Origin of the sequence: Peribacillus sp. AS_2, assembly GCF_026891895.1 — a bacterium.
Taxonomy (GTDB): domain Bacteria; phylum Bacillota; class Bacilli; order Bacillales; family DSM-1321; genus Peribacillus; species Peribacillus frigoritolerans.
In genome coordinates, this window is the sequence record NZ_JAPTGA010000002.1 from 292,303 (window position 1) to 305,744 (window position 13,442).

13 protein-coding genes and 1 pseudogene are annotated in these 13,442 nt (G+C 37.3%); 5 read left to right on the plus strand and 9 right to left on the minus strand.

Translation table 11 applies throughout. From position 1 onward, the window contains the following. Positions 1-195: 195 nt before the first annotated feature. Together OTG27_RS04195 and OTG27_RS04200 are read right to left on the minus strand one after the other, a co-directional pair. Positions 196-1,506 (minus strand): HAD family hydrolase, encoded by a 1,311-nt coding sequence (locus tag OTG27_RS04195; protein ID WP_268936309.1) that lies wholly within the window; start codon positions 1,504-1,506, stop codon positions 196-198. A 153-nt stretch (positions 1,507-1,659) separates the two neighbouring features. Next, positions 1,660-2,205, minus strand: a complete 546-nt coding sequence (locus OTG27_RS04200) for a TetR-like C-terminal domain-containing protein (RefSeq protein WP_268936310.1) — start codon at positions 2,203-2,205, stop codon at positions 1,660-1,662. A 181-nt stretch (positions 2,206-2,386) separates the two neighbouring features. Between OTG27_RS04200 and OTG27_RS04205 the strand changes: the two genes are divergently transcribed. Continuing rightward, positions 2,387-3,133 carry an SDR family oxidoreductase gene (locus OTG27_RS04205; RefSeq protein ID WP_034307681.1) on the plus strand — a complete coding sequence of 249 codons (747 nt, stop codon included), beginning with the start codon at positions 2,387-2,389 and terminating at the stop codon, positions 3,131-3,133. Between the two features lie 160 nt (positions 3,134-3,293). Then, positions 3,294-4,001 carry an SDR family oxidoreductase gene (locus OTG27_RS04210; protein ID WP_268936311.1) on the plus strand — a complete coding sequence of 236 codons (708 nt, stop codon included), beginning with the start codon at positions 3,294-3,296 and terminating at the stop codon, positions 3,999-4,001. Between the two features lie 292 nt (positions 4,002-4,293). Here OTG27_RS04210 and OTG27_RS04215 read toward each other — a convergent pair whose 3' ends face one another. Then, on the minus strand, positions 4,294-5,139 hold the full coding sequence (locus OTG27_RS04215; RefSeq protein WP_063575847.1) for a helix-turn-helix transcriptional regulator: 846 nt from the start codon (positions 5,137-5,139) through the stop codon (positions 4,294-4,296). A gap of 121 nt (positions 5,140-5,260) precedes the next feature. Between OTG27_RS04215 and fabF the strand changes: the two genes are divergently transcribed. Beyond that, complete coding sequence (fabF, locus tag OTG27_RS04220) at positions 5,261-6,496, plus strand: beta-ketoacyl-ACP synthase II (protein WP_098186878.1); 1,236 nt, start codon at positions 5,261-5,263, stop codon at positions 6,494-6,496. Positions 6,497-6,637: 141 nt separating this feature from the next. Here fabF and OTG27_RS04225 read toward each other — a convergent pair whose 3' ends face one another. From OTG27_RS04225 to OTG27_RS04245, 5 genes are all read right to left on the minus strand, one after another. Next, positions 6,638-6,865, minus strand: a complete 228-nt coding sequence (locus tag OTG27_RS04225; RefSeq protein WP_063575845.1) for a hypothetical protein — start codon at positions 6,863-6,865, stop codon at positions 6,638-6,640. 54 nt (positions 6,866-6,919) lie between these two features. Next, positions 6,920-7,057 carry a hypothetical protein gene (locus tag OTG27_RS04230; protein WP_268936312.1) on the minus strand — a complete coding sequence of 46 codons (138 nt, stop codon included), beginning with the start codon at positions 7,055-7,057 and terminating at the stop codon, positions 6,920-6,922. Positions 7,058-7,363: 306 nt separating this feature from the next. Next, complete coding sequence (locus OTG27_RS04235; RefSeq protein WP_268936313.1) at positions 7,364-8,308, minus strand: sporulation protein; 945 nt, start codon at positions 8,306-8,308, stop codon at positions 7,364-7,366. Between the two features lie 881 nt (positions 8,309-9,189). Continuing rightward, the gene (locus tag OTG27_RS04240) at positions 9,190-9,618 is read right to left on the minus strand and encodes a MarR family winged helix-turn-helix transcriptional regulator (RefSeq protein WP_063593914.1); all 429 of its coding nucleotides are present in this window, start codon (positions 9,616-9,618) and stop codon (positions 9,190-9,192) included. 252 nt (positions 9,619-9,870) lie between these two features. Then, the gene (locus OTG27_RS04245) at positions 9,871-10,497 is read right to left on the minus strand and encodes a fumarylacetoacetate hydrolase family protein (protein ID WP_268936430.1); all 627 of its coding nucleotides are present in this window, start codon (positions 10,495-10,497) and stop codon (positions 9,871-9,873) included. A 506-nt stretch (positions 10,498-11,003) separates the two neighbouring features. Between OTG27_RS04245 and OTG27_RS04250 the strand changes: the two are divergent. Further along, a pseudogene (locus OTG27_RS04250) lies at positions 11,004-11,205 on the plus strand (transposase); the annotation flags it as partial. Positions 11,206-11,442: 237 nt separating this feature from the next. Here OTG27_RS04250 and OTG27_RS04255 read toward each other — a convergent pair. Next, on the minus strand, positions 11,443-12,078 hold the full coding sequence (locus OTG27_RS04255) for an FMN-dependent NADH-azoreductase (protein ID WP_268936314.1): 636 nt from the start codon (positions 12,076-12,078) through the stop codon (positions 11,443-11,445). A 240-nt stretch (positions 12,079-12,318) separates the two neighbouring features. Between OTG27_RS04255 and OTG27_RS04260 the strand changes: the two genes are divergently transcribed. Beyond that, entirely contained in the window at positions 12,319-13,137 is an 819-nt protein-coding gene (locus OTG27_RS04260) for a histidinol-phosphatase (RefSeq protein WP_268936315.1), read from the plus strand. Positions 13,138-13,442 lie beyond the last annotated feature (305 nt).

The window sequence follows — 13,442 nt, forward strand, 5'->3', positions numbered from 1 at the left end:
GGTCAGCCAGAAAATATTTCTGGTTGACCATTTTTTATATGGGTTTATTATAACGGTAGCCGGGGCAAAACGTACCTGCTCGTGGGGATAAACCCCGTCAACTAAACTGTTTGCCCCTGCTTGTAGAAACATGATTAGGCTGGTTGGGACGTAGATCTCATATAACTTTGACTGAATCTGCTGGGACGAATCTTTTTAATTCGCCAACAATTTTTCTTCATTTGACCCAAGCTTGATCGTGTATTCAGTCGGTATCCATAAGCCTGTATTCTCATTTCTTCCTTGGAGAACATATTTCGGGTTGTTTTTGCCCATACGTTCTGCAGCTGTTTTCGAAAGCTTGCCGATATCACCTGTTTTGAGGCGGTTGATAATTAAACCTAGTTTCAAACTCTTAATTGTCAGCATTTCATAATCTGTACTGCTGTCTCCAGCTACGAATATCGGACCGTATCCGCCCCGCTTTTTGGAGATGGCGTGTTCGATCACTTCCACCTTACCTTCTCGAGCAGTGATCGGCCAATTGTCTTCATATTCTGCTTGAGTAATTCCTTCCTTCTTTTTTAATCTCATCCCAAAGACATTTTCCTTTGGAAGGTTGTAGCCGTATTTTGGATTTGACGAAAATACCTCCACCACCTCTTCCATCGAAGCCGAAATAACATAAACGTCAATCCCATTCTCCATAAAAGTATGCATTAAGTTTGCGATTTCCGAGGCCAGACGCAGTCCTGTTGTATAGGTAACTTCAACTGTACCGGCTTTTCCTAACATGGACCCAGGACTTATAAGCGTCACCGATGCCATTCCCGCCCCTAAGTTATAATCATTTGAAGCCTCTGCAAGCTGCTGAACTTCTTCAGTCGACATGTTCGCAAATAAATAAAGCACCCATGGATATCCGATTTCAACACCGTATGTTTCCCCAATGGCTTCATACAGAAAGTACATTTTCGCTTTAAAATCTTTAAATCGATCAGTTGAATGTAGCGTTTCTAACCGCTCTTTTCCATTCATCCCATTATAGTTGGAATAAAGAAATTCGTAATCGCGTTTCAGATCCTCGGCGATTTGCTTGAGAGTGACTGCATCTCCCTGAAGGTTTTTAAACTCGTGTGAAAAGGGTCCATTCGGCACGTTCTTTTTGATCACTTCATAAAACTCTTCCGGTTGCATGTTATATGCCAAGTGATCAATTTGATAAAGAAAGAGGGCCTCCTCCGTATCATTCATGATGCTCGTATGATCCCAATCAAAAACAACATAAGGTTTTCGTTTTGGATCGTATGCTGTACTTCCAGCACCATGCTTATCAATTAGGTTTTGAATAGACTTATAGGTGTCAGGAGCCCATTTTCCTTTATCCAACACTTGAATACAGTGGCCCTCCCTTTTTTGCTCATTCGAAACTGCATTTCCGCTTGCAGCAGCTCCTAAGGAAGCAGACAAAAACAAGCAAATAATGATCATGCCAAATAGAGCCTTTAATTTGGTTCTATTATTCATATTATCCCCCCCTGAAAAATGCAAAAGACGCCTGCCCAATAGCTCGTTATTAGCTATTGAAACAGGCGCCATTGCCGATTGATTCTTTTATGCGTAAATATTATCAATAATTTCCAGAATAGTCAAATATTTATTTGTAATTCTTAACATTTTCTATAAAATCCTCTCTAATAAGTCCCCTACCTTCTCTGCCATTTCCTCCGGTGTATAAGGCATCCCATTTTTTAACCACCATTCCACTACACCTACATAAGCATTTGCCACAAATTCGACAACTACATCTTCACTTTGACCAAAATTTTTTCCTTTTGTTATATCCACGTCTTTTTTGAACTCTTCGATATTATGCTGAACAAACCGGCTGCGAAAGTACGGAGCTCCCTCACTTGCCAACATCGTCGAAAAAAATAAATAATTACGTTCAAGATATTCCATGCAGTGTACAGTCGATTCAATCCAATCCATTTCAGCTTCCGATTCACAAAGGTTAACCATGTTATTGATATGTTCTTCTATGATTTTATCCAACAGATCAAATTTATCCAAGTAATGGAGATAAACAGTTGCACGGTTAATATTTGCCCTGTCAGAAATATCCTGAATGGTCATGCTATCAAAATTTTTTTCAGACATCAATTCAAGAAATGCTTTCTTAATTGCTTCTTGAGTTCTTACAATTCTTCTATCCACTTTTGCCATATTAACACCATACTTTCCTTGAGATAGTCAACAATTTTTATTGATTTGTTGTTTAAACAACAAAACTGATTAAATTAACGATTTATATGCCTTGTTTTGTTTAAATTTATATTTTAAATTATAGACAGATGTCGAGAAAACATCAATTGTAGTTTTATTTTACATGAAAGGATGAAACGAAATGACAATTGAAAACAAAGTGGTTGTAATTACAGGCGCAAGTTCAGGTATTGGGGAAGCAACAGCTAAGCTGTTAGCTGAAAAAGGTGCAAAAGTTGTACTTGGCGCAAGACGTGAAGAGCGTTTAGCGAAATTAGCTGAAGAAATTAGATCGAACGGTGGTCAAGTGGCTTATCGCGTCACAGATGTCGTTAACCCAGATGATAGTCAGCAGCTTGTTCAACTAGCTAAAGACACTTTTGGCGGTGTTGATGTAATCTTCTTGAACGCTGGACTAATGCCTAATTCACCACTTTCCGAATTAAAAACTGACGAGTGGAACAGCATGGTTGACGTTAATATTAAAGGTGTATTGAATGGTATTGCAGCAGTATTGCCAACATTTACTTCGCAAAAGTCTGGACATGTCATCACTACGTCATCAGTAGCTGGGCTTAAAGCATACCCAGGCGGTGCTGTTTATGGAGCAACAAAATGGGCTGTTCGTGATTTAATGGAAGTTTTGCGTATGGAATCTGCCCAAGAAGGTACTAACATCCGCACAGCAACTATTTATCCAGCAGCGATCAACACGGAATTGCTGGATACGATTACTGATAAGAATATTTCGGAAGGTATGACTGCGCTGTACGAACAATATGGTATTGCACCTGATAGAGTTGCCAATATTGTGGCATTCGCTATTGATCAGCCAGAAGATACGAACATTAATGAGTTTACAATTGGACCAACAAGTCAACCTTGGTAATAATAAAAGGAAGATAAAACTAAGAGCTATTCATTTTCTGAAATTTAGGCTGTCGAGAAAATCTTGACAGCCTTTCAATTTCTTCTCGGAATGTTTACAAGCTTTAACTGGAGAAATCTCCTCTGCTCAAAATTATTATCCGAAAAATGGAGGAATTAACATGTCAAAGGATACGAAAGTTGCACTTGTCACAGGCGGAAATAGAGGAATTGGATATGAATTGGTCAAACAATTAGCTTTGATAGGTTTTAAGGTTATTTTGTCAAGTCGGGATCCGGAGATGGGTAATAAAGCGATACAACAACTTAGGGAGTCAAATCTGGACGTTTCGTTTGTGTCGATAGATGTCAATAATCAAGAAAGCATCCGTCAAGCTGCGGTAGCAATAAATGAGAAGTATGGAAGATTAGACGTATTGATTAATAATGCTGGCGTGTATCTGGATGAGAATAAACAATTATTGAATATGGATCCATCAATTTTAGAGAATACAATGGCAACCAATTTCTTTGGAGTTTACCATATGATCCGTTCCTTTATTCCCCTCATGGAAAAACAAGGCTATGGGAGAATCATCAATGTTTCCTCAGAATATGGGGCAATGAGCGAAATGTCATATCCAGGAGTAGGGGCTTATAAAATGTCCAAATTTGCCCTGAATGGATTGACACAATTAATAGCTGTAGAAATCAAATCTGATATCAAAATAAATGCGGTCGACCCGGGATGGGTAAGTACAGATATGGGGGGACCATCTGCTCCAAGAACTCCTGAGCAAGCTGCCGAATCTATCCTTTGGTTAGCTACTACTGGAGCTGAAGGACCTAACGGGGGATTCTTCAAAGATGGAAAACGAATCGATTGGTAGCAATACTTCATGAGCAAATTATTTGGTGTTAAAGCTGGTTCGATGAAACCATCTTTTGCAATTGTTATTGCTTTAGAACCAATTAAAGAAAAAACCCGGTTTTCCTTTGCCTAACTAGGATAACCGGGTTTTTCTATTATTTGGTGAAGAAATATACCTAAACTAAACTGTCCCATTCGTGCCATATGAAAAAGGCTGCCTCAGCAACCTGCCTTATTGAAGTAAAGCACCTTAGTTGAAGTATTTTGCGAGTATTATTTCATAGACTGTAGATATGCTGGTTTATTAACTTTCAATCGAGATTTTTTTCATAAATCGTTTTTAATTTATCTTCCGTAGCTGTTCCCTCTACTGGTGTATAGATACTGCATCTTAGGTCCATGTCCCCCTGGACTTGGAGAGAAGTTAAATTAAACAGCATCTTACCGGCTTTGGCATGTCTAAATTCAATCATCATTTCTGGAGCTTTACTCACTTGACTTTCTTGCCATAAAGATTGAAATTCCGGATGAGAATCACTCATTTCTTTAATAAATAGGTTATACCACTCATCACCTAAGTAGTGACCATAATAGGCACGAAAAATGGAAAGAAACCCTTTAACAAAATGCTCCCAATTCACAGCTAATGATTTTAATTCTTTTCTTGTGAATAATAGATGGATCAAATTTCTTTGGTCATCAGGAAGTTGTTCAAAATCTAGAAATACGTGAGCGGCAGCATTGTTCCAGCCTACAATATGACAATGTCGATCTGTAATGATAGTAGGGCAATACGTTAACTCCGCTAAAATTCTTTCCAAAGAAGGACTAAGTTTTGGCTGATCCTTCTTTCGATGAATAATGGATGATTTCACTTCTAAAGCTAAATCATATAGATACTCTCGTTCATCATTATTTAATTGCAGAGCTGTAGATATGCAATCCAATACGCTTGTAGAGACCTTTATATCCCGACCTTGTTCTAGCCACGTATACCAAGTAGTACTTACTCCCGCCAAATGTGCAACTTCTTCTCTTCGTAAGCCAGGTGTTCTTCTCCGGGTACCAGCAGGTATACCTATAGATTCAGGCTTAATTTGGGATCGCTTCGTTTTCAAAAATGTAGACAAAGCTTCAAGTCTGGTTTTATCATTCATTTCTAAACCCTCCATCATAACCATTTAACCGGGTAGTTATTATACCAGGATAAACGCTCACTTGTAATAGGATAACCCTGAAGTATAATACGAGTATACTATTCATTTGGGGTGATGAAAAATGGAAAGAGTCGTTATTACCGGAATGGGAGTAGTCTCTCCTATTGGAAACAACGTAGAAAAATTTTGGAGAAATCTGACTGAAGGTAAGTCAGGCATTTCCTCTATTGATACATTTGATGTGAGCAACCATAAAGCAAAAATTGCTGGAATTATTCGTGATTTTAATGCAGATGATACTTTAGGAAAAAATGAAGCCCGACGTCTAGATCGCTTTTCCCAATTTGCTTTGGCTGCTGCTGAACAAGCTTGGACTGATTCTAAATTAGATATTGATGATATCAATCTAGAAAGACTTGGCGTATATGTTGGTTCGGGGATAGGAGGAATTGAAACATTGATTGAAAATGTGGATACTCTTCGAGAGAAAGGTCCAAGAAGAGTCAGTCCAACCCTAGTACCAGCCATGATTTCTAATGCTGCCGCAGCCCAAATTAGTATTAAATGGAACGCAATGGGACCTACTATGTCACCTGTTTCTGCTTGTGCAATCGGAAATACCGCTATTGGTGAAGCATTCAGGCTTATTCGCTTTGGAGAAGCTGATGCCGTTTTTGCTGGAGGAGCAGAGGCAGCTATTACAGATTTATCACTAGCTAGTTTTGGTAATGCTACAGCCTTATCAACGAGAAACGATAATCCAGCTAAAGCTAGCCGTCCTTTTGATGTAAATCGAGATGGATTTGTCATGTCAGAAGGAGCAGGAATTTTAATCTTGGAATCTTTATCTCACGCTTTACGCAGAGATGCAAAGATTTATGCTGAAGTCATAGGGTATGGTGCAAGTTCTGATGCCTATCATATGGTAGCTACACACCCAGAAGGAAAAGGAGCCTACCTTGCAATGAAAATGGCTTTGAAAAACGCAAATGTTTCTCCAGAAGAGATTGATGTTATTAGCGCACATGCAACAAGTACAGAAGTGGGAGATCTATCTGAGACACTAGCGATTAAAAAGCTATTTGAATCAAAAGCTTATCAAATCCCAATAACAGCTAATAAATCTATGCTAGGTCATATGTTAGGAGCAGCTGGAGGCGTGGAAGCAATTGCTTTGGCAAAAAGTTTAAAGGAAGGAATTATTCCTCCAACTATCAACTTAGAAAAGCCTGATTCATTATGTGATTTGGATTATGTACCAGGTGTTGCTCGGAAAGTGAAAATAAGTACTGGTCTATCCAATTCATTTGGTTTTGGAGGTCATAATGCAGCTATCGTTTTAAAAAAGTACGAGTGAATTAACTTTCACTCGTATTTTTATTAAAGTCCTCAATAGTACCTTTAGTTAGCTCCGTATTGGGTCTTATTGGGAATTAACTTCTTAAAAGCCTATTTTCTTCGATTAAGAAAATGACAAAAAAAGCTCTAGTGCCAATGACTAGATTCTCTTTTTAATATCTTCTCTTAATGATTCAATGATAGTACCTGATAAGTTTGCAGGAAGAGATGAACCATCCTCAAAAACCCATGCATTAATTATTTCAAGATCTTCTTTTTTTAAAGTAATGCTATAATCTTTATCATTGTGAGTAAAGTCAGCTGTAACCGATTCTTCACCATTAAACTCGTCATCAATAATCATATTTTTTATTTCATATGGCTTCACGATATAATCTCCTTTTTAACATTCTTGTCTATAGAATTAGCCTTATATGATTGTTTATTCATTTTTTTCACGCCAAACCAAAAAACGAAGGGCTATTTTCAGAAGATGAAAGAATGTCAAATCCATTAACTTTGTGGTTATCATAGTTGAACATTCATATTTTCTCTCCATCACTTCTTCATTTTCCTTCATGATCTTCACCTAATCCTTTATCACAATCGGCTATCTATGACTTCGTTTTTAGTGAACTGTTCCGGGAAAGGAGAACGGAGATTTTAGTCTGATGGATAAAACTTTTCCAAATATAGGAGGATTAAGGGGAAAATCGGAGCGCAATAGGAAGCAAGTGCACTATTAAATATTCTCTTCCTTGCTTATAAAAACAACAATAAAACAAGCGTTACTTACTGATCAAAGTAAGTAACGCTTGTTTACTAATTCTTACTCAAGAACTGATTAGTGGGCCTTTTTTTATTTTATAACATACCCTAATTATTTTTAGGATTCCCCATCCCCATTATCAAAAAATGAATCAAATCCCCCATCAAATTCCTCTGTTGCTTCTTCAAACATCTCCTCCATATCAAAACCTTCCATCATCTCAGTGAATAACATAGTCCCTAAAACACCCACTGCTAATCCACCAACCATTCCAGGTATAGCGTTTCCCATTTGGGAAGAGCGACCATGAGGATGGTTTGCGGAATAAGAGAACGGCTGTGTAAAAGCATGAGGCTGTTCAATAGCTTCCGATATATAATTTCCAAGTAGTTTATGAAGATCGTCTTCTTGCTCAAGAACTTCTTGATTTAAAAGAAACTCTCGTTTCGCTTCAATTTCCTTGTAGCCGCTTTTACAGTCAACCTCCATCCAGACCCGGATACCTGATTCTTCATTGGCAAACCGCATTTCCACTTCATTTACTTGTCCCATGAATTGTTGAGTGGGAAAGAAAGCAAATTCCTGTCCATATTGATCGAGTTTACCTGAGTCAGCTGTCTCGCGAAATCCTAATTGAGCCATTGCATTAAAAATGGATGTGATGGATTCCTGGGATTGGATGACTAGCCGGTCTACATCTTTGCGGTCGACCCCGCCCTCAATATCAAGATGTGTATCCAGATAGTATGAGACAGTTCCCCTTGAAATAGGTAAATTCGCAGGTAGGACGTAATGAAAAGGAATGACCTTACGTTCTTTGGGCTGAATACAATCTCGATTAATTAATGGTATTTGTGCAACTTCCTTAGTAACGCTTCCTTGGTTTAATACCACATTCATCTTCAACCGGACAGTCACTTGATTGATTTTCTGTTTCACCTCACCGCCTTGAATGACTATCTGCCCTTGAATGCTTTCTCCAGCTTGATAATTATGATTGTCACATTGTAAATCTACAGTTGCAGCTCCTTTTCCTAAGCTGGCTAAGATCTTTTTAAACATACGTCCTCTTCCCTTCGTCAAACCTATATTAGAATTTATATGTATAATGGGGCGTAATTAGAAAGAACAGGAAATCCATTTGTTTTTTATGAGATTTCTAAATTATCCCTGATAGTATTACGTCAAAAAATGAAAATAGTTTCAAATAATTTGCCGCAGTAAGTGATCTTCCTTTGATAATGGAGTTCGTCGTCTTTTATGATGCTGTTGATGGATTATTAAATTAAAAGGCTGTTTTCACATACTTTGTTGCTATTTAACCAGGTAGTGAGTTGTGGTTGATTTCCCCTCCAGATGCTCGCTTTCCTTGGTGCGGGCGGTGAGCCTCCTCGGTGTAAACGCCTGTGGGGTCTCACCTGTCCCGCTGCTCCCGCAGGAGTCTCGCACTTCCGCTCCAATCAACCTTAAATAGTTTCGTTTTAAAAACAACAATCTTTACGAAAAGAGCCAATTAAAAAGAGAAGGGGTGATTCCTTCTCTTTAATTATTAATTATATTTATATAGGGGGAAATCCAGCAACAAAACGTCAAAGTAAAGAAAGAGAGAGTTCAATTTTCTCTCTAAAAAAATGCCAGGAGCTAACAATCCTCCGTCCTGGCATTTTTTTGTTTAGAAAATACTTTAAAAATAACAGTTCGTCTTTATTATGATATATCCATTTCCCGGAACATTATTAGTTATTAAACTAATTTATCCTCGCTGGTAAAACAAATCTATTCCACCCCTCTTAAATGCATGCGCTTACATTCAAATCCGGATAAACACGTCTCTCTTTCACAACAGATCCGTTCATTATTACCTTACTGGGCTAAAGGTATATTCCTATCTAAAATATATAGAAATAACCGACTTCACGTTATTAAGGGATATTAGGACCATATTATAATTTCTCGATTAAGGATTGCAATTCCTCTTGAAGGTTTCCTTTTGAAAAAGCAGAGTGCAGAATTTCATGAACAGTATTTAAGGATATTTGTAGTTTTTCTTCACCTAATGTAGTTAACCGTGTATAAATACCTCTTCGATCATCTTCGCATATTTGCCTTTGTAATACGCCGCAGCTTTTTGCTTCAAGCCTGACTACCAGCCTGGATATAGCACTTTGACTTAATCCTACCATCTCTTGTAATTGTTGTAGCCTCAATTGTTTTTCGCTTGTTTTGGATAAAAAGTAAAGAACGTAAAACTCTTTCAATGAAAGGTTATGATTTTTTTGCAAAGCACTTTCCAGCTCATTCGTAATGCTCATTTGAATATTTGTAATCGAGAGCCAATTATCTAAATACTTCTTTTCTTGGTTGTTTTTCATGCACATTCCACCCTGTTCCATCCTATATAATTAAAATTTGGCACTTTAATTGATTATCATAAGGCATATAAATTGTTCTAAGATACTCCATAAAAAATAATTTTACCAAGCCATAATGTAATGGTTAAACTTATTTTAAAAAAGTGCGTGCCATCCATGTATGTTATATGGTTATTTTAGACGAGTTTCTTCTTTTTGTCTAAAATTGAGCTAATCCATAAAAAAAGCAGTCAAAATGACTGCTTTTTTACTTTAACCCATTGTAACAGAACAGGACCCTATTTCATTTCCACCCCAGTTAAGTGAAAGCTGGTCTTGATCTGAAAGAGGACCGACGCCACTTGGAGTACCGGTATAAATTATATCTCCTTTTCCAAGCCCAAAATGCTCTGCTGTAAATTCTATAATGGTTTGCAAATCAAAAAGTAAGTCTTTAATATTCCCGACCTGTACACGCTCTCCATTTTTAAAAAGGGAAAAATCTAATTGTTCACATGCTTCAATACCTGGAAACGGAATAAAATCACTAACAACTGCCGAATTTTTGAATCCTTTAGCCAAAAGCCAAGGATGCTGTTTCTGTTTTAACTGTGATTGAACATCTCTAAGTGTCAGATCCAACCCAATGGCCATGGAATCTACTATTTCATCTACTTTCATTCCTGATTCGAACTGTTTTGCGATATGTATGACAAGTTCAGTTTCAAAGTGAACGGAACCCTGATTACTCGGCAAAGTAATCGACTGACCGTGTGCCTTCACGAGCGAATGAGTCGGTTTTGAAAATAAAAAAGGGGAAGTTGGTATTTCATTATTCAATTCCTTTGCATGCAAGGCATAGTTTCGACCTACACAATAGATATTTTTAATGTCTTTCATCATAAAAACCACTCTTTTCTCTTAAGAAATAAATATTTAAATGATAGTGGAACAATTTGAAAACCTTACTCATGAAATAAGAAGAAGCCCTCCGATTTAAGTACATTTTATATTTTTCTGACTTTTTATACAATGATTAATATAATTTCATGCTGGAACGACGTTAGGGCGGTCTAGATTTTAACTTGGGGATAAAATACGAAGTCTTAATGCGCTATGATTGGTGAAGAAGAATTCATACATATAATTATTTTTTATTTTGACAAAAAAAGAGCCAACAAAAATTGTTGGCTCAAACTGTAGACAAACTCGATGAAAATCGAGTATGTCTATTTTTATGGCTTGTATAAATTGGACGTTGATTGGAACGTAGGGCACTCGCTTTTCTAAGCAGGAGTCTCGTACACCCGCTCCAATCAACTTTGTCTTACCTTTTAGATAGAACACTTTTGCCTGGAGTCATTTTTGTTTTAAATATAGAAGTATTAAAACCTGAGGTGATGAGGATGCTTTCTAAACATGATTCTTTTCAGCGAGATCAACTTGAAATGATTACTTTAGATCAACTGGTGCCACCGAACCATTTGGTTCGTAAACTGGAGGCTACCATTGACTTCCCTTTTTTATGACTCGGTGAAAGATATGTATTCAGAGGTAGGAGGCCCAAGTATTGATCCAGTTATTTTAATTAAGCTGACCTTCATTCAATAATGGAAACCATAGTTGAAACAAATATGGCTTACTTTCGCTGCCATTAATTTAAAGAAGAAGGCCAATTGGACATGGCGAGGACCAAAAACGGCCTAACATAGTGGGTTCGTAGAGCCCCAATCTCTTTAACTTTAGGCGAAATTCAGAGGGAATTTCAAAAGGGGTTCAGAATTTTTTAATTCCGAACCCCTTTTGTCGACAAACTGAGCCAACAAAAATTGTTGGCTCCTTGATTTAAAAAGTAGAAGCTAGATCTTTTGAACGTGCTATAGCATTTTCTTTAATTTCTTGTGCTTTATCAGGCATTGCTGCATGCCCTTCAATGAATAGGCCTTCAAAGGAAGGCACTCCGAAGAATTGCATAATGATATTTAGATATCGGTGACCCATTTCCAGTTCAGCTGCCGGTCCTTCTGAATAAATACCACCGCGAGCTTGAATATGCAAGGCTTTTTTATCAGTTAAAAGACCAACTGGGCCTTGTTCGGTGTATTTAAATGATTTACCTGCAACAGCTACGGAATCAATATACGCTTTCAAAACTGGCGGGAATGAAAAATTCCATAAAGGCGATACAAATATATATTTATCGGCGGCTATAAATTGCTCACATAATTCTGAGAGCCGACTAACTTTCGCTTTCTCCTCCGACGAGAGTTCTTCAAAACCCTTTCCAGCTTGAAGTTTCCCCCAACCACTGAAAACATCCACATCAATTTCAGGAATATTTTCTTTATAAAGGTCAATATTCACAATTTCATGGCTAGGATTTACTTCTTTATATGTGTCAATAAATGCTTTTCCAACAGCCATACTGTAAGATTGTTTGTCATCATGAGGATGAGCCGTGATATACAATACCTTTGTCATTCAGTATCTTCCCTTTCTTTTTACATATTTGGACATTCTAGTTTGTCTTGGGAATTCAACCTTTATACAATTACTCGAACTAAAATATCTTTAATTGATGGGTATAAAATTAAATCCGTAAGATAGAAATTCGTTTTCGAGGGTAGTAAGGTATAAATCTTCTTTCTTTTGTGAGAAAGGATATGAATTTTGGATATGATAAAATAAGACAATCTGGTTCACTTTAGGAGGACTAAGTAAATGACGAATTCAATAAAATTTGATCTCCACACTCACCATGAACGCTGTGGACATGCTATCGGCACAATTGAGGATTATGTAAAGCAAGCCATCGAATACGGCTTGCATTATATTGGGATTTCTGACCATTCTCCATACTTTTATAGTGAGGACGACCATCTCTACCCAACTACTGCAATGGCAAAAAGTGAATTAGTTCCTTATATTGAGGAAGTACTTCGCTTAAAAGAGAAATATGCAAGCAAAATTCACGTGTTATTAGGAATGGAAAGTGATTTCTTCCCTGAGCACATTGAAGTCTACCGCGATCAATATCTTTTACACCCTTTTGACTACATAATTGGATCTGTTCATTATGTTCAGGATATTAGCATTTTTAAAAGAGGTCGTTGGGATGGCTTAAGCTCTAGAGAACAGTCAAAAGTAAAGGATGAATATTATGAATTAATACAGAAATCGGCTAAAAGCGGAGTGTTCCAAATCTTAGGCCATATTGATGCAATGAAAGGTTTTTATCCAGCCTTTTCTTCCATTGAGACAGACAGTATTGAAAAAACGCTAAAAATCATTAGTTCAGAAGATATCGCCATTGAGATTAATACCTCTGGTAAAACGAAAGATTGTGGTGGGTGGTATCCAGCAGATGACATTTTAGAACGAGCTCTTTTCTATGATGTGAAGGTAACCTTTGGATCGGATTCGCATACACCGGAACGTATTGGCGATGAATTTGAACTAGTTAAAAAAAGACTAAAGGAGATCGGCTTTTCTGAGTGGGCTTACTTTGTTAAAAAGGAAAGGATTCTCACTCCACTTTAACCTTTCAATGAGAACAGGTCCGATCATTAGAGCTTCCTGTAACCACATGTGTAATGAACTTTTTCAATCCTTTTGCTGCTAAGAAGGCCGAAGACCAAAATCCCTCAACTGATCAATGAATCGGTACCATTTTTTTTTATGGGCATAAAATAGTCATTATGCATCCTGTCATAAAAATCATCACGATTGCTTACACGTTTTTCTCCGTTCATTTCAATGGAAATTCCAGTCATCACCATATTTTTTTGCATAAAATAAAAGTATTTAGGGAATTAATAACTAACCATTCGTTTATCTTATAAAAA